16 protein-coding genes are annotated in these 15263 nt (G+C 71.7%); 8 read left to right on the top strand and 8 right to left on the bottom strand.

Annotated features, from left to right (window positions below):
• The first annotated feature begins 18 nt into the window (after positions 1 to 18).
• From KVF89_RS25975 to KVF89_RS25965, 3 genes are read left to right on the top strand one after another with little or no spacing between them, the layout of a single operon-like run.
• On the top strand, positions 19 to 921 hold the full coding sequence (locus tag KVF89_RS25975; RefSeq protein ID WP_257430029.1) for an ABC transporter ATP-binding protein: 903 nt from the start codon (positions 19 to 21) through the stop codon (positions 919 to 921).
• Positions 918 to 2003, top strand: coding sequence for an ABC transporter permease (locus KVF89_RS25970; protein WP_257430028.1), 1086 nt, complete (start codon positions 918 to 920; stop codon positions 2001 to 2003). The genes KVF89_RS25975 and KVF89_RS25970 overlap by 4 nt, the downstream gene beginning before the upstream one ends.
• Complete coding sequence (locus KVF89_RS25965) at positions 2000 to 3544, top strand: hypothetical protein (RefSeq protein WP_257430027.1); 1545 nt, start codon at positions 2000 to 2002, stop codon at positions 3542 to 3544. Before KVF89_RS25970 ends, KVF89_RS25965 begins: the two co-directional genes overlap by 4 nt.
• Before the next feature lie 7 nt (positions 3545 to 3551).
• On the opposite strand, the gene KVF89_RS25960 is transcribed toward KVF89_RS25965, so the two are convergent.
• On the bottom strand, positions 3552 to 4442 hold the full coding sequence (locus tag KVF89_RS25960; RefSeq protein WP_257430026.1) for a protein phosphatase 2C domain-containing protein: 891 nt from the start codon (positions 4440 to 4442) through the stop codon (positions 3552 to 3554).
• A complete protein-coding gene (locus KVF89_RS25955; protein ID WP_257430025.1) occupies positions 4439 to 5140 on the bottom strand; it encodes a vWA domain-containing protein in 702 nt (233 codons plus the stop codon). The genes KVF89_RS25960 and KVF89_RS25955 overlap by 4 nt, the downstream gene beginning before the upstream one ends.
• 113 nt (positions 5141 to 5253) lie before the next feature.
• On the opposite strand from KVF89_RS25955, the gene KVF89_RS25950 reads away from it, so the two are divergent.
• Both KVF89_RS25950 and KVF89_RS25945 read left to right on the top strand, forming a co-directional pair.
• On the top strand, positions 5254 to 6573 hold the full coding sequence (locus KVF89_RS25950; RefSeq protein ID WP_257430023.1) for a protein kinase domain-containing protein: 1320 nt from the start codon (positions 5254 to 5256) through the stop codon (positions 6571 to 6573).
• Positions 6570 to 6926, top strand: a complete 357-nt coding sequence (locus KVF89_RS25945; protein WP_257430021.1) for an FHA domain-containing protein — start codon at positions 6570 to 6572, stop codon at positions 6924 to 6926. Before KVF89_RS25950 ends, KVF89_RS25945 begins: the two co-directional genes overlap by 4 nt.
• A 71-nt stretch (positions 6927 to 6997) precedes the next feature.
• On the opposite strand, the gene KVF89_RS25940 is transcribed toward KVF89_RS25945, so the two are convergent.
• Positions 6998 to 8302, bottom strand: a complete 1305-nt coding sequence (locus KVF89_RS25940; RefSeq protein WP_257430018.1) for an HNH endonuclease signature motif containing protein — start codon at positions 8300 to 8302, stop codon at positions 6998 to 7000.
• 139 nt (positions 8303 to 8441) lie between these two features.
• The gene (gene ku, locus KVF89_RS25935; protein WP_257430017.1) at positions 8442 to 9353 is read right to left on the bottom strand and encodes a non-homologous end joining protein Ku; all 912 of its coding nucleotides are present in this window, start codon (positions 9351 to 9353) and stop codon (positions 8442 to 8444) included.
• A gap of 49 nt (positions 9354 to 9402) precedes the next feature.
• Here ku and ligD (KVF89_RS25930) point away from each other — a divergent pair, with 49 nt between their 5' ends.
• Both ligD (KVF89_RS25930) and ligD (KVF89_RS25925) read left to right on the top strand, forming a co-directional pair.
• Positions 9403 to 10341: a non-homologous end-joining DNA ligase gene (gene ligD / locus KVF89_RS25930; protein WP_257430016.1), complete on the top strand. Its 939-nt coding sequence runs from the start codon at positions 9403 to 9405 to the stop codon at positions 10339 to 10341.
• The gene (gene ligD, locus KVF89_RS25925) at positions 10341 to 11261 is read left to right on the top strand and encodes a non-homologous end-joining DNA ligase (protein WP_257430014.1); all 921 of its coding nucleotides are present in this window, start codon (positions 10341 to 10343) and stop codon (positions 11259 to 11261) included. Before ligD (KVF89_RS25930) ends, ligD (KVF89_RS25925) begins: the two co-directional genes overlap by 1 nt.
• Before the next feature lie 250 nt (positions 11262 to 11511).
• On the opposite strand, the gene KVF89_RS25920 is transcribed toward ligD (KVF89_RS25925), so the two are convergent.
• From KVF89_RS25920 to KVF89_RS25905, 4 genes are read right to left on the bottom strand one after another with little or no spacing between them, the layout of a single operon-like run.
• Entirely contained in the window at positions 11512 to 11883 is a 372-nt protein-coding gene (locus KVF89_RS25920) for a hypothetical protein (protein WP_257430012.1), read from the bottom strand.
• Positions 11884 to 11909: 26 nt separating this feature from the next.
• Complete coding sequence (locus KVF89_RS25915) at positions 11910 to 12728, bottom strand: PP2C family protein-serine/threonine phosphatase (RefSeq protein ID WP_257430010.1); 819 nt, start codon at positions 12726 to 12728, stop codon at positions 11910 to 11912.
• A 56-nt stretch (positions 12729 to 12784) separates the two neighbouring features.
• The gene (locus tag KVF89_RS25910; RefSeq protein WP_257430008.1) at positions 12785 to 13015 is read right to left on the bottom strand and encodes a DUF3107 domain-containing protein; all 231 of its coding nucleotides are present in this window, start codon (positions 13013 to 13015) and stop codon (positions 12785 to 12787) included.
• A gap of 49 nt (positions 13016 to 13064) precedes the next feature.
• The gene (locus KVF89_RS25905; protein ID WP_257430006.1) at positions 13065 to 13724 is read right to left on the bottom strand and encodes a TetR/AcrR family transcriptional regulator; all 660 of its coding nucleotides are present in this window, start codon (positions 13722 to 13724) and stop codon (positions 13065 to 13067) included.
• Positions 13725 to 13889: 165 nt separating this feature from the next.
• Here KVF89_RS25905 and moeZ point away from each other — a divergent pair, with 165 nt between their 5' ends.
• Positions 13890 to 15098, top strand: a complete 1209-nt coding sequence (moeZ, locus tag KVF89_RS25900) for an adenylyltransferase/sulfurtransferase MoeZ (RefSeq protein ID WP_257430004.1) — start codon at positions 13890 to 13892, stop codon at positions 15096 to 15098.
• Positions 15099 to 15263: the final 165 nt, after the last annotated feature.

Here is a 15263-nt window from a genome sequence, read left to right as displayed (position 1 = left end):
CGGTTAGGGTCGGTCCCGATGACTACAGCCATCCATGTGACCGGACTGACCAAGCGGTACGGCGACCTGGTCGCCGTCGACGATGTGAGCCTCGACGTCGCCGAGGGGGAGTTCGTCGGGGTGCTCGGGCCCAACGGCGCGGGCAAGACCACGCTGCTGGAGATGGTCGAGGGCCTGCGACGTCCGGACGCCGGCGTGGTCGAGGTGCTCGGCGAGCCCGTCTGGCCGCGCAACCCGCGGCTCCAGCCCCGGATCGGCGTCCAGCTCCAGGCCTCCTCGTTCTTCGAGCGGCTGACGGCCCGCGAGCAGATCCGCACCTTCGCCAGCCTGTACGGCGTCGGGCAGGCCACCGCCGACGAGTGGCTCGAACGTGTGGGGCTCACCGACAAGGCCGAGACCCGCGTCGAGGACCTCTCGGGCGGACAGGCCCAGCGCCTCTCCATCGCCTGCGCACTGGTCCACGACCCGGAGCTGGTGTTCCTCGACGAGCCGACGGCCGCGCTGGACCCCCAGGCCCGGCGCAACCTGTGGGACCTGCTGTCCTCGATCAACGACAGCGGTCGCACCGTCGTGCTCACGACGCACTACATGGACGAGGCCGAGGTGCTCTGCGACCGGGTCGCCGTCATGGACCACGGCCGGATCCTGCAGTTCGACACCCCTGCCGCTCTGGTCCGCGGCCTCGACGCTCCGGCCCGGATCCGGGTCGCGCCCGGCTCGCTGACCGCCGAGCAGGCCACAGCCATCCCGGGGGTCGCCGAGACCCGCGAGGACGTCGACGGCGTCGTCCTGGTGACCCGCGACCCCGCCGGTGTCATCGGGGCGCTGGCCGCGGGCAACCACCTCGACGGGGTGACGGTCCAGACGGGCACGCTGGAGGACGTCTTCCTCTCCCTCACCGGACGGGAGTACCGCGCATGAGCCGCCCCACGAGCAGCAGGCGGTCCCCGTTCTGGGCCCTCTCGGTCGCCATCCTGCGCGGCTTCCTCCGCGACAAGGCGTCGGTCTTCTTCGCGGTGATCTTCCCGCTGATGTTCCTGGTCCTCTTCGGCGGGCTGTTCTCCAGCCAGGACCAGTCGAAGGTCGACATGATCCAGGTCGGCAGCGTGCCGCTGATCGAGCAGCTGCCCGAGGGCGCCAAGGAGGCGTTCGAGGACACCTTCGAGGTGACCCGCAGCGACGACCTCGACGAGGCGCTCGAGCAGGTGCGCAAGGGGGATGCCGACGTCGCGCTGGAGCAACGGGGCGACGAGGTCGTCGCCCACTACACCCAGACCGAGCAGGTCAAGGCCGCCGTCACCCAGGGCACGCTGCGTGCCTTCGTCGACGGCACCAATGTCGCGGTCAGCGGCTCGCCCCCGAAGTTCAGCCTCGTGACCGAGCAGGTCGAGGACGACTCCCTGACCACGATCCAGTTCGTCACGCCCGGCCTGCTCGGCTGGGCGATCGCGATGAGCGCGGCCTTCGGCGCCGCGGCCACGCTGCAGGGGTGGCGGCAGTCCAAGCTGCTGCGCCGTCTCCAGCTGGCCCCGGTCGGCACGGGCACCGTCGTCGCGGCCCGGATCACGGTCACCCTGGCCGTCGCGCTCGTCCAGTTCGCGCTCTTCATCGGCCTGGGGGCGGTCGCCTTCGGGCTCCAGCTGAGCGGGTCCTGGTGGATGGCGCTGCCGCTGATCATCGTCGGGACGCTGTGCTTCATGGCCCTGGGCCTGTTCGCCGGCGCGGTGGCGACGACCGTCGAGGGCGCCGTCAACCTGGCCAACTTCCTGGTCCTGCCGATGGCCTTCCTCAGCGGGTCGTTCTTCCCGCTGGACGCCGCCCCGACCTGGCTGCAGCGGTTCTCGGACATCCTGCCGCTCAAGCACCTCAACGAGGGGATGCTCGACGTCATGGTGCGCGGGCAGGGGCCGGGAGCGGCCGTGGTGCCGCTGCTGATCCTGGCCGCCTTCGCGCTGGTGATCACCGCGCTGGCCGCCAAGCTGTTCCGCTGGGAGACCACATGACGTCGGCCGGGGCCGGCCCGAGCCAGCTGCACGACGCGCTGCGTGAGCTCGTCGCGGAGCACGGTCCCGGCATCCTCGCCGACGCGGCCGGCTTCCGGGGCGTGCTCGACGACGTCCTCACCGAGGAGCAGGCGACCACGGGAGACATCAACCTGCTCGTCGACGCCGTGCGCTTCGGCGTGCTGCAGCCCCTCGGTGAGCTGATCGACGGCGGCGCCGACCCGGCCCGCGCCGTGGAGGAGGCGGGGGCCCGGCTGGCCCGCGACCGCGGTGGCGACGACCTGGCCGCCTCCAGCTGGGCGGCGGCCGTGCTCGGGTACGCCGTCGGCCGGGTGCCCGCCGCCGTGGTCCTGCGCCACCGGTCCAGCCGGCCGGCCACGGGGCCACTGCCACCGCCGGTCACGGGACCGGCCGCTGCCGCTGCGCCGTACTCGTCGCCGCCCACCGCCTGGCCCCCGCCGCCTACCGCCGTGCCCGCCCCGGCGCCGTACGCATCGCCCGCGGCGTACCCGCCCGGCGGCTACGCCCCGCCCGTCGCCGGTCCGGGCCCCGGTGCGGGGCTGCCGCGGAGGCGCGGCGCCGCGCCCTGGATCGCCGCGGCGGTCGCTGGTGTGATCCTGGTCGGTGGTGGCGTCGGGGCCGTCGTCGCCCTGGCCGGCGGTGACGAGGACCCCGGCCGGAGGACGCAGACGCCCAGCGGTCCGACGACGCCCGCGGTCGACGTCGATCCCGCGGCGATCGATGAGCGCTACGGCTCGCTGTCGAGCAGGATCACCGCCGGTGCCTCCGACTGCGAGGCCGACGAGCCCGGCGCGGGGGAGACCGAGGTCGTGCGGTGCACGGTCAGCACGGGCACGCTGCGCCTGGTCACCTATGCCGACGACGCCGCACTCACCGCCGCCCGCACCGCCCGCCTCGACTACCGCGCCGGCACGATGACCGCAGACAACGACGCGACCGCGCTCTACGAGTTCGACCCCGAGCGCGGCGGCACCTCGGACCCCGCGGTCGTCTACTGGGACAGCCGTAGCGCCCTGCAGTCCGCCCAGCTGGAGGGTGAGGGCACGGCGACGATCGACGCGGTCGTCGCCACCTTCACCGACACCTCGCCCCGGGTCACCGAGCCGACGGCGCCGGCGCACCCCGTGCTGCGCGAGTTCATCGGCATCAACATGGACGTCGCGGCCTGCACGCGTCAGCGCACCTACTTCACCGGCGAGACCGAGGAGAGCAGCTGCGAGCCCGGCGTCGAGGGCATCGTGGTCACCGTCGGCCGCTACTCCACCCGCAAGCAGATGAAGGCCGACCGCCGCTACTACAAGGAGCAGTACGACGACGCGGCCACCCGGGGCGACGGCGGCACCTGGCGTTTCGGCGAGGGCGATCCCGAGGGCGGCTACTACGCGTACCTCGACAGCACCGGCGAGACCGCGACGCTCTACTGGGACTGGAACTCCGAGGACTGCCACTGCTACGGCGTCGCCTGGAGCTTCGAGGGTGACCTCGGCAAGCTCGAGGCCTGGTGGCCCTCGGACGACTGACGCTCCGTCAGGGAGTCGGCACGGTGTCGATCAGGTCGGGACGGGCGACGCCCGCGGCGTCGGCACGCACCAGCAGCGCCATCGTGGTGTCGTCACCGCCGATGAGCGCGGGCTCGGCCAGCCACTCCGGCAGCTGCTCGCGCACCCAGTCCACGCCACGGGTCCGGGAGAACTCCAGCAGCTGCTCGCCGGTCTGACGCCACCACCCGTCGGCGTCGACCCGGGAGCGGCCGAAGCCGTCGGTGCACAGGAAGACCAGCGCCACCCGGTCCGCGACGGTGTCGACGACCCCGACCCGCAGTGCGTCGAGGGGACGGGGCTGGCACAGGGAGCTGGTGTGCAGGCCGTCGAGGTCCGGATCCTCGGGCAGCGGCCGCGAGGTGGAGCCGTCGGCCGCCACCAGCACGGTGTCGCCGTCGCCGATCTGGAGGAACACCATCACGTCGCCCGCGACGGCGGCGGCGAGGAGGGTGGACCCGTAGGCACGCAGCGGGTCCGCCGACGCGCCGAGCCCGTCCTCGGCGGGCGCGTAGGGGTTGGCCGCGAGGTGGTGCCGGACCTTGTCGGTCCAGGTGGCGACGATCGCGGCGCCCGCGCGCTGGAGCCGGTCGCGGGCGTCGGCAGCGGTGCCGGAAGCGGTGCCGGCAGCCAGGTCGGGGAGGATGCGGCGCAGCTCCTCCACCGCACTGACCACCGCGAGGGCGGCGCCGGTGTCGCTGCGGAAGTGGTTGCGGTGGCCGTGGCCGTCGGCGACGGCCACGACGGCCTGGCGCTGGGCGTCGTCGCTCCAGGTGAGCACGGCGTCCTGGATCGGCAGCCGGTCACGGACGTGGACCGAGCCGATCGTCGTACCGGACAGCGTCGTCCACGCCGGATCGGAGTCCGGCCGGTCCGTCATCCCAGCGTGCTCCAGATCGGGTCGCCGATCGGGCTCGGCGGCACCGCGGTCACCCCGGAGCCGGGACCGACCACCGGTCGCGAGGCGACCTTGCTGGCCGCCTTCGACGCCCAGACGATGTACTCGACGAGCTGCTCGGGGTTGTCCGCCCGCAGCAGCGGGACGTCCTCGTCGCCGATGAAGCGGCGCAGGGAGTGCATGTCCGCGTCGCGTCCCACCCCGAGCGCCAGCCGGACGGCGGTGGCGCCCCAGCGGTTGTTGAGCAGGGCCTGCAGGCCCTCGGCGAAGGTCACGCCGCTGCTCTGGGTGGGGCGTCCGTCGGAGACCAGGATGATCGCCGGCGGGAACGCGCTGTGGCTCTCGTCGAGGTGGTCGAGGGCACCGGCCAGCTTCTGCAGCGCGCTGCCGAGCTCGGTGAAGCCGCGCGGCACGGCCTCGAGTCGCTTCCAGTGGATCTGGTCGACGGGCGTCGGCTCCTCGATGATCCACTGCGGCTCGTTGGCGAAGGCGAGGACCCGCACCAGCAGCTCGGCGTGCGGGTTGGCGCGCGCCTCGTCCCTCAGGTGGGGGAGGACCTCGGCGATGGCGTTGTTGAGCGCCTGGATGCGCCCACCGCGCAGCATCGACCCCGACACGTCCAGCACGAAGATGAAGTGCAGCGGCTTGCGCGCCAGCGCGCCTCCGAGCCGGTCGCTCATCGCGGCCTCCTTCCTCCGGTCTGCGAAGCCATCGGGTTTCAACCCTTCCCCAACAGCTCAGGTTATAGCCTGTCACGAGTCCACTAATGCGAGTACGGAGGTCGGGCACAGCCATGGTGCTGGCAGAGGGCGTCGAGGTCGACCTCGGGCCGTTGGGGCGCGCCTGGGTGACGTCGTTGCTCGGCCAGGGCGGACAGGGCTACGTCTTCGAGGTGCGCCGCGACGCCGGCGAGCCGCTCGCCCTGAAGTGGTACAAGCCCGAGAGCGCCACCGCCCGCCAGTACGACGAGATGCAGCAGCTCGTCGAGATCGGCTCACCGCACCAGCGGTTCCTGTGGCCCCTGAGCATGGCGCGGGTCGGCACCGAGCCGAGCTTCGGCTACGTGATGCACCTGCGCCACCCGCGCTTCCTGGAGCTCAGCTACCTGCTCCTCAACGCCGACCGCGACGGCAAGGCGCTCGACGTGTCCTTCGCCTCGATCATCGAGCTGTGCCGCCAGCTCAGCTACAGCTTCCTCCGGCTGCACGCGCGGGGCCTGTGCTACCGCGACATCTCCTTCGGCAACGTGTTCTTCGACCCCGGCAACGGCGACGTGCTGATCTGCGACAACGACAACGTCGGCATCGACAACGGGACCGGCCGGGTGCTCGGCACGCCGTACTTCATGGCGCCCGAGGTGGTCCGCGACACGACCTACCGCACGCTCCCCAACACCGACACCGACCGGCACTCGCTGGCCGTGCTGCTCTTCTACTCCCTGTTCCTGGGCCACCCGCTCGAGGGCGAGCGCACCGACGCGGGCATGCGCGACGCCGACTGGCTGATGACCCACTTCGGCACGGATCCGCTGTTCTGCATGCATCCCACCCGTGCCGCGAACCGGCCGGCCCGGATCGTGCAGCAGTACTGGAGCATCTACCCGCAGTTCCTGCGCGACCTGTTCGTCCAGGCGTTCGTCGACGGCATGGACAACCCGGGTGCCCGGATCACGGAGGGCCAGTGGATCAAGGCCCTCGACCGGCTCCGCGACGGGATGCTGGCGTGCCCCACCTGCGGCACCACCAACTTCTGGAGCGCGACGGAGGACAGCGTGACCTGCTGGCAGGACGGCACCCAGGTGCGTCCGCCGTACCTCCTCGACGTGGGACGGCGCACGGTCGCCGTCGGCCCGCAGGCCACGATCCGCTCCGACCACCTGACCTCCGGGGTGGACCATCCGCAGGTGCTCGCCCAGGCCCGCCGCCACCCCGACGCCCCCGATCGGTGGGGGCTGCACAACGCCTCCGACTTCTCCTGGCCGGTCGCCTACCCGGGTGGCCAGAACTTCCTGCTGGAGCCGGACCGCACCATCGAGCTCGTCGCCGGCGCGCGGATCCAGATCCGTAACGCCACGGTCCAGGTCCGCCGCCCCGCATCGGGCGGGCCGGAGTGAGCCGCGGGTCCGGCCTCGTGGTGGAGGTCGACGGCCGGGTCCTGCGCCTCGACGGCAAGGACGTCTACCGGATCGGCCGGGCGATCGAGTCCGACGTCGTGCTGACGGCCGGCTCGGTGTCGCGCCAGCACGCCGAGCTGCGAGCCAGCGACTACGGCTGGGTGCTGGTCGACAGCGGCAGCCAGTTCGGCACCTATGCCGACGACGAGTGGGTCACCGAGTATCCGATCGAGCGACGGAGCCTGGTCCGGTGCGGTCCGCCCGTCACCGGCGCCACCTTGGTGGTCGTGCCGGCCGAGGAGTACGACGTCGTGGCGGCCACGCCGCCACGTGCGGTGGCCGAGACCGACTGACCGGCGTCGACGCCTCCTGACGTGCCTGTACCCCCGCGGCGATCGAGGTCGCGGGGTGTGGGGCGGGGTCGCTACTCGTCCGGCGGGTGTCCGGCGTGGATGGGGTGGGTGCCGTGGTGGTCGACGCGGAACCGGAACCCGGCGGGGCTGGTCCACACATAGGACCCGGGCATGACGATGTCGTAGTGCCAGGTGGAGTGGGTCTTCGCCCGATGGTGGCGCCGGCACAACGCGACCTCGTTGCACGGACAGGTCGGTCCGCCCTGACCGTAGGGTCGGGCGTGGTCGACGTCGCAACGTTGCGCAGGTCGGGTGCAGTGGGGGAACCGACAGGCGTGGTCCCGCAGGATCACGCGGGTGCGGTGACGGTCGGGGATCTCATACGAGTCGACGGGGAGGTGGTCGGCGAGGTCGATGACCGGTCGCACGATGATCGTGGTGTCCTTGGTCCGCAGCCATTCCCGGATCTGGGCCGAGGTGATGGGGCAGCGGCCCTCCTCCCACCGACCCACCGGGTTCGCGAACGGATTGTCCCCGGCCAGAGTGGTGTCGGTGATGTGGACGTTGAGGATGACCTTGCGGCCGGGGACGGTGGTGATGATCTCTTCGGTGTCGGGGTCGGGGATCAGCAGGTCCAGGGCGAGGTCGTGGCGGGCGAGCTCGGCGGCGGCCTTGGAGCGGCGCACATCGAGCGTCGAGTCGTCACCGAGCTTCGCGAGGGTCTCGGCTCGTCGGGCGACTGCTTGGTTCAGGTCGTGTCCGTCGGCGGCGTCCATGAGGGCGTCGAGGTGGACCAGGCCGTGCTCGTCGACTCCGCTGAGGTCGAACCGTCGCCGGTCGGCCGCGGCCTGTCGTTCGGCTTCGGCCTGTTTGGGGTCGAACCGGATCACCGCTTCGGCGACGAGTCGTTCGAGCTGGGCCCACCCGACGCCGGAGGCATCGAAGAGCTGCCGATCGACGAACGCGGCCGCGTCGGCTGAGAGGGGGCGGGTGAGGTCGGCGATCCGTTCGGCCCGCCACGGCGCCAACCGGCCCGCGACCACGGCGGCGTAGACGTGGGGGAGGCGCCAGGCGCACTCGATCACCCGCCCCACATACGCCCGTCCACCGTCCGGGGTGCGGCCGAGGACGGCGATGAGCTCCATCAACGCGAACTCCGACACCAACGGCGCACCCGCTCCGGCGATCGGGACCCCGGTGTCGAGGTACCCCTCGGTGATCGTCGCCGCGCCCTCGGGGCTGTCGACGATGTGGTCGCCGGCCCATTCCACGATTCCGGCCCACTCCTCGACGAGGAGCTGGTTGCGGGCCTCGACCCCAGCACCCAGCCGCGACAGCAGCGAGGCTGTCGTGCGAGTCGTGGTTCCGAGATCCATGACTGGATCCTCCCACCCACCCGCGACACTTCAAAGCACCGGAAACCCGCCTGGGGACAGGCGAAACCGGATCAGCGGGTGTGGAGAACCAACGGCTCCGATGGTGACGAACGAGGACCGTGGGATCCGACGACAGAAGTCAGCTGGCCTTCTTCGCCGCCGCCTTCTTCGTGGTCTTCTTGGCGGCCGACTTCTTGGCGGTGGTCTTCTTGGCGGTCTTCTTCGCAGCGGTCTTCTTGGCGGCTGTCTTCTTGGTGGCCGGCTTCTCCTCGGCCTCTCCGCGCGACGTCTTGGCCGCCTCGACGGAGCGCTGCAGCGCGGCCAGCAGGTCGACGACCTCGCCGCCGGTCTTGGCCGACGTCTCGGTGCGCTGCACCTCGCCGCCCTCGATCTTCGTCTTGACGACGGCCTCGACCGCGTCGGCGTAGTCGTCGCTGAACTCGGCCGGGTCGAAGTCGCCCGACAGCGTCTCGACGAGCATGTGGGCCATCTTGACCTCGGCGTCCTTGACCTCGCCGCTCTCGACGCTGAAGTCGGGCGTGCGGATCTCGTCGGGCCACATCATCGTCTGCAGCACGATCACGTCGTCGCGCACCCGCAGCACCGCGGTGGTGACCCGCTGGCGCAGCGCCACGGTGACCACGGCCATCCGGTCGGCGTCGAGGAGGGCCTGGCGCAGCAGCGCGTACGGCTTGGCGCCGGTCCCCTCCGGCTCCAGGTAGTAGGACTTCTCGAAGAGCAGCGGGTCGATCTGGTCGCTCGGCACGAACTTCTCGACCGCGATCTCCCGCGACGACGTCGTCGGCAGGTTGGCCAGGTCGTCCTCGGTGAGGATGACCATCTCGCCGTCCTCGGTCTCGTACCCCTTCGCGATGTCGGAGTACGGCACCTCCTCGCCGTCGATCGCGCAGATCCGCTGGTACTTGATCCGGCCGCCGTCCTTGGCGTGCACCTGCCGGAACGAGACGTCGTGGCTCTCGGTCGCGCTGTAGAGCTTGACCGGGACGCTGACGAGGCCGAACGAGACGGCACCCTTCCAGATCGCACGCATGGGACGAGCCTACGCGCTGGCAGCCCCCCTTGCCCGGCATGATGGGCTGGTGCCCGACCCCCGACCACTCCGGCCGATGCTCGCCACGCCCGGCACCCACGTGCCGCGCGGTGAGGAGTGGTGTCACGAGGTCAAGTGGGACGGCGTCCGCGCGATCGGCTCGGTGGCGTCGGGTGCGGTGACCCTGACCAGCCGCAACGGCAACCGGATCGGTGCGGCCTGGCCCGAGCTGGTCACGCCGCCCGCGAGGATCGAGGACGTGGTGGTCGACGGCGAGATCATCGCGCTCAACCAGCGTGGCGTGCCCGACTTCCGGGTCCTTGCCGAGCGGATGCACGTCCGCAACCCCACGGCGGTGGCTCGCCTGGCCGCGCGCGTCCCGGCGACCTACATGGTCTTCGACCTGCTCCACCTCGACGGGGACGACCTGTGCGGGCTGCCGCTGCACGAGCGCCGCCGCCGGCTCGCCGATCTCGACCTGACCAGGTCGGGCTGGCAGGTCCCGGTCGAGTACGACGACGGCGAGATGCTCCACGAGGCGACCCGGGCGCAGGGGCTGGAGGGGATCGTCAGCAAGCGGCGCGACTCGGTCTACCGACCCGGTGAGCGCAGCCAGCACTGGCTGAAGCTCCCGCACCGCTACCGCGGCTCGTTCGTGGTGGGTGGCTGGCGGCCCCAGGTCGGCACGAGCGACCGGCTGGCCGCGCTGCTGGTGGGGGAGCCGACGGCCGACGGGCTGGCCTTCCGTGGCCGGGTCGGCAGCGGGATCGGGCCGAAGCAGTCCCGGGTCCTGGCCGAGCTGCTCGTGTCGCTGACCCGCGCGACCAGCCCGTTCGGCGACGAGCTGCCCCGCGTCGACGCGGAGGGCACGATCTGGGTGGAGCCGGTCGTGGTGGTCGACGTGGACACCCACGGGGTCGGCTACGAGCGGCTGCGGCAGCCGTCGTACCGCGGCGTGCGCACGGACCTCACCCCGGAGGATCTCTGATGGCGAAGCAGGGGGACCACCCGCAGACCGAGGTCCACGTCGACGTGGAGGGCCGCACCCTGCGTCTCACCAACCTCGAGAAGGTGCTCTACCCGAGCACCGGTACCACGAAGGGCGAGGTGCTCGACTACTACGTCCGGGTCGCCCCGGCGCTCCTGCCGCACCTCGTGGGGCGTCCCGTGACCCGGATCCGCTGGCCGCACGGCGTCGGCGACCTGAGCTTCTTCGAGAAGAACGCGCCGCGGGGCACGCCGAGCTGGGTGCGCACCGCCGAGGTGCCCACGACGGGCAGCCGCGGGCCGAGCCGGCATGGCGACACGCTGGTCTTCCCGATCATCGAGGACCTCCCGACGCTGGTCTGGGCGGTCAACCTCGCCGCCCTCGAGCTCCACGTCCACCAGTGGACCGTCGACGCGGACGACGAGCCGGTCGGCGCGGACCGGCTGGTCATCGACCTCGACCCGGGGGAGCCCGCCGGGTTGCACGAGTGCTGCCAGGTCGCGCTGCACGTGCAGGAGGCGCTCGCCGCGCGCGACCTCGACGCGGTGGCGGTCACGAGCGGCAGCAAGGGCCTCCACCTCTACGCACCCCTGTCTGAGCCGCTGCCCTCGGCCGAGACCAGCGAGCTCGCGAAGGAGATCGCCGAGGAGCTCCAGGCTGCTCACCCTCAGCTGGTCACCGCCACCATGACCAAGGCCCGGCGGCGCGGGAAGGTCTTCCTCGACTGGTCGCAGAACGCCGGCTCGAAGACCACTGTGGCGCCGTACTCCCTGCGGGGTACGCCGCGTCCCCAGGTCGCCACGCCGATCGGCTGGGACGAGGTCGCCGAGGGTGCCGAGGACCCGCTCGGCCTCGACCAGTTCACGCCTGCACAGGTGCTGGGGCGCGTCGAGGAGTACGGCGACCTGTTCGGAGTCTGATGGCGCGAGCGTGTCGCAGGTCGTGCTGAGTTTGATGGCGCGAGCGCGTCGCTCCTTCGTCGCGCCGCGCTGCCGCGCCCGCGGTTGGCCTTCGTAGGCCCAACCTCGGCCTGGCGGCACGACTGCGGCACGACGCGAAGCGCCGTCCTTCGTCGGCTCCGGTCGCTCCTTCGTCGCTTCCTACGCCTCCGCGCCCGGCGTTCGTGTCGTAGCCGCCGGGTGTTGGAGGGCGCGAGCGTGGCCCCGATCGTCAGTCCACGCGCCGGCGCATGGCGTAGACGTCGAACTGCGTCACCGCGCCCGCCGGGTCACCGCCCGAGCCGACCGCGTGTGCCACCTGGTCGGGGGAGACGGCGTGGTCGGCCTCGTCGAGCGTGGCGTCGATGAGCATCTGGAACTCCGGCAGCGGGTGGTCCACCCGCTGCGCCGTCGCGTCGATGCGCCAGCCGGCCCGGCCGAGCTCGTTGAACAGTCCCATCAGGGTGGTGTTCTTCTCGGCGGCGACGCCTTCGAACCCGTCGGCGGCCTCGATCAGGTAGACCGGCCGGGTCACGGCGAGCGCGGCGGCGTCGTACAACGGCACCCACAGGCGCGCGTACTCGTACGACCGCTTCGCGCTCACCCGTCCAGTGTAGGACCGGATCGGGGTCAGGCCGAGCGCAACGGACGAACGGCGGCCGGGTCGACCACGTTGGCCAGGTCGAACCCCGCCCCGAGGACCAGCCCGTTGGCCGCGATCGCGGGCGCGTCGACGACGTCCGCGACGATCGCGGTCACGTTGTCGCGGCTCCCGCCGTCGAGGGCGTCCAGCACCAGCCGGTCGACCGCCGAGCTCGGGCCGGGGAGGCCGAGGGTGCGGCCGATCGCGGCGGGGGAGAGCACGTCGCTGATCCCGTCGCTGCACAGCAGCAGCCGGTCGCCGGGGCGCAGGTCCAGCAGGATCACGTCGGGGTCGGGGACGTGCTCGCCGTCGACCGCCTGCAGCACGACGTTGCGGTACGGCGAGGCCGCCGCCTCCGCGGGCGTGAGCCGGCCGCCGTCGACCATCGCCTGGACCAGCGTCTGGTCGTGGGAGAGCTGGCTGAGCTCGCCGTCGCGCAGCAGGTAGGCGCGCGAGTCGCCGACATGGGCGAGCGCGGTGTGGATCCCGTCGGTCAGGACGGCGGTCAGCGTCGTCGCCATCCCGGTGCGGCGCGGGTCGGCCGCGATCCCGGCGGCGAGCTGGGCGTGCGCCTCGCGCGCGGCCGCGCCGAGCAGACGGGCCGGCTCGTGACCGGGGTGCGCGAGAGCTCGGGCGCTGACGACGTACGTCGTCGTGGCGGAGGCGACCTCACCGGCCTCGGCGCCGCCGACCCCGTCGGCGACGCACAGCAGATAGGGCCCGGCGAACCCGGCGTCCTCGTTGTTCGTGCGCACCCGGCCGGTCTCGCTGTGCGCAGCGAAGCGGAACTGGAGCACGGCACTCACCTCCCGGATCGTGCTTGTTCAACGCCCGGGAGGGGCGCCGGAGTTCCCGGGGAGCCTCAGCGCAGGAAGCCCACCTGGCCGCTGGTGCTGCGCCCGATCTCGACGTAGGCCAGCTTGGCGGTCGGCACGATGGTCACCTTGCCCTTGGTGTCGGTCAGGGTGACCACACCGTCGGCGGTCGCGATCGCGTCGGCCACCTGCTTCGCGACGGACTCGTGGGACTCGTCGGTCTCGATCACGAGCTCCCGGGCGGTGTTCTGCACACCGATCTTGACCTCGACGGTCATGGTCACACTCCTCGTTCGTGGGGATGGCGCAAGCCTAGTCAGGCCCGCCTCAGACCTCGGTGTGGTCCTCCGTGAGCGGATACCCCCGGATGCCGCGCCAGGCCAGGCCCGCCACCAGGGCGGTGGCGTCGTCGCGGGTCAGGCCCGCCATGGCGCCGTCGGTCTCGGTGAGCCAGAACCGGGCGCTGACCTGGGCCATTCCCACCAGCGAGACCGCGAGCAGCTGCGACGCGGCGGCCGGGAGCGCGGTGTCGTCCTCGATCACGGCGGCGATCATCGCGGCGCACTCGGTCGTGACCCGGTCGACGTGGCCGCGGACCGCGGGCTCGTTGGTGAGGTCGGACTCGAAGACCAGCCGGAACGCGCCGGTGTCGTGGCCGACGTACGCGTAGAACGCGTCGATCGCGGCCGCCACCCGCTGCTTGTTGTCCTGGGTGGACTCCAGGGCGCGGCGGCAGTTGGCGATGATCGAGTCGCAGGCGACGTCGAGGATGGCGAGGTAGAGCTCGAGCTTGCCCGGGAAGTGCTGGTAGAGCACGGGCTTGGACACCCCGGCCCGTTCGGCGATGTCGTCCATCGCCGCGGCGTGGTAGCCCTGCGCGACGAAGACCTCCAGCGCCGCGGCGAGCAGCTGTGCGCGCCGCTCGCGCCGCGGGAGTCGTACGCCGCGCGGTCGGGGCTCGTCGAGGTTGAACTGCTCGGTCACCACAGCATGGAGCCTACTCGTTGGTAGCCGGGGTCCGGATGCCGGGACGTGGCGCCGGGCCCTTGGCGCCGGCAGGGACCATGGAAGGGCCGAGGGAACAGTCGGGGCCGGCACCGCGTTGGCCCTGGACAGCCCCCATCCCATCTGCAGTACCCCGAGGAGTACGCCGTGAGCTTTCCCGCGCTGGTCGAGCCGGCCACCGAGCTGACCATCGACGAGGTCCGCCGCTACAGTCGCCACCTGATCATCCCCGACGTCGCGATGGACGGTCAGAAGCGCCTCAAGAACGCCAAGGTGCTGGTCATCGGCGCCGGCGGTCTCGGCAGCCCGGCGCTGCTGTACCTCGCCGCCGCGGGTGTCGGCACCCTCGGCATCGCCGAGTTCGACGAGGTCGACGAGTCCAACCTGCAGCGCCAGGTCATCCACGGCATGTCCGACCTCGGCAAGTCGAAGGGCCTCTCGGCCAAGGAGTCGATCCTCGAGATCAACCCGCTGGTCAACGTGGTCCTCCACGAGACGCGCCTCGACAACGACAACGTCATGGACGTCTTCCAGGGCTACGACCTCATCGTCGACGGCACCGACAACTTCGCCACGCGCTACATGGTCAACGACGCGGCGTACTTCCTCGGGATCCCCTACGTCTGGGGCTCGATCTACCGCTTCGACGGCCAGGCCTCGGTGTTCGCGCCCACCATGGCCGACGACGCCCCCTGCTATCGCTGCCTCTACCCGGAGCCCCCGCCGCCGGGCATGGTGCCCTCGTGCGCCGAGGGCGGCGTGCTCGGTGTCCTGTGCGCGAGCATCGGCTCGATCCAGGTCAACGAGGCCATCAAGCTGCTCATCGGTGCCGGCGAGCCGGCCATCGGCAAGCTCGTCATCTACGACGCCCTCGAGCTGGAGTGGCGCAAGCTGAAGGTGCGCAAGGACCCCAACTGCGCGCTGTGCGGCGAGAACCCCACCGTCACCGGCCTCATCGACTACGACGCGTTCTGCGGCGCGATCTCCGAGGAGGCCGCCGACGCCGCGGTCGACGCCACCATCTCGGTCACCCAGCTCGCGTCGATGATCAAGGAGCGCGAGGAGGGCAGCCGTGACTTCGTCCTGGTCGACGTGCGCGAGCCCGCCGAGGCCGAGATCAACCACATCCCGGGCGCGGTGCTCATCCCGAAGGGCGACTTCCTCAACGGCACCGCCCTCGGCCAGCTGCCGCCGGTCGACTCGGGCAAGCAGGTCGTCCTGCACTGCAAGAGCGGTGTCCGCTCGGCCGAGTGCCTGGCGATCGTCAAGGGCGCCGGGTACGACGACGCGGTCCACGTGGGTGGCGGCGTGGTGGCCTGGGTCAACCAGATCGACCCGAGCCAGCCCAGCTACTGAGTTTGATGGCGCGAGCGCGTTCGTAACCGCGACGCGGCGTCGTCGTTGGTCCAGGCACGCGGCCGCACAGCCGCGTCGCACCAATCGGAGGGCGCCCGGCCACGTCGGTCGGGTCGCACCGAGGGAGCACCCGAGAGCCCCGTCCAGCCGGACGGGGCTCTCGGC

This window comes from Nocardioides carbamazepini (assembly GCF_024614185.1).
GTDB lineage: Bacteria > Actinomycetota > Actinomycetes > Propionibacteriales > Nocardioidaceae > Nocardioides > Nocardioides carbamazepini.
Note: the sequence above shows the minus strand (reverse complement) of the source record. Positions and strands in the feature narration are given on the sequence as shown.

What these genes read in the sequence shown, in the direction of transcription:
- KVF89_RS25975 (WP_257430029.1), top strand. Translation starts at nt 19, where the DNA reads ATGACTACAGCCATCCATGTGACCGGACTGACCAAGCGGTACGGCGAC.
- KVF89_RS25970 (WP_257430028.1), top strand. Translation starts at nt 918, where the DNA reads ATGAGCCGCCCCACGAGCAGCAGGCGGTCCCCGTTCTGGGCCCTCTCG.
- KVF89_RS25965 (WP_257430027.1), top strand. Translation starts at nt 2,000, where the DNA reads ATGACGTCGGCCGGGGCCGGCCCGAGCCAGCTGCACGACGCGCTGCGT.
- KVF89_RS25960 (WP_257430026.1), bottom strand. Translation starts at nt 4,442, where the DNA reads ATGACGGACCGGCCGGACTCCGATCCGGCGTGGACGACGCTGTCCGGT.
- KVF89_RS25955 (WP_257430025.1), bottom strand. Translation starts at nt 5,140, where the DNA reads ATGAGCGACCGGCTCGGAGGCGCGCTGGCGCGCAAGCCGCTGCACTTC.
- KVF89_RS25950 (WP_257430023.1), top strand. Translation starts at nt 5,254, where the DNA reads ATGGTGCTGGCAGAGGGCGTCGAGGTCGACCTCGGGCCGTTGGGGCGC.
- KVF89_RS25940 (WP_257430018.1), bottom strand. Translation starts at nt 8,302, where the DNA reads ATGGATCTCGGAACCACGACTCGCACGACAGCCTCGCTGCTGTCGCGG.
- ku (WP_257430017.1), bottom strand. Translation starts at nt 9,353, where the DNA reads ATGCGTGCGATCTGGAAGGGTGCCGTCTCGTTCGGCCTCGTCAGCGTC.
- ligD (WP_257430014.1), top strand. Translation starts at nt 10,341, where the DNA reads ATGGCGAAGCAGGGGGACCACCCGCAGACCGAGGTCCACGTCGACGTG.
- KVF89_RS25910 (WP_257430008.1), bottom strand. Translation starts at nt 13,015, where the DNA reads ATGACCGTCGAGGTCAAGATCGGTGTGCAGAACACCGCCCGGGAGCTC.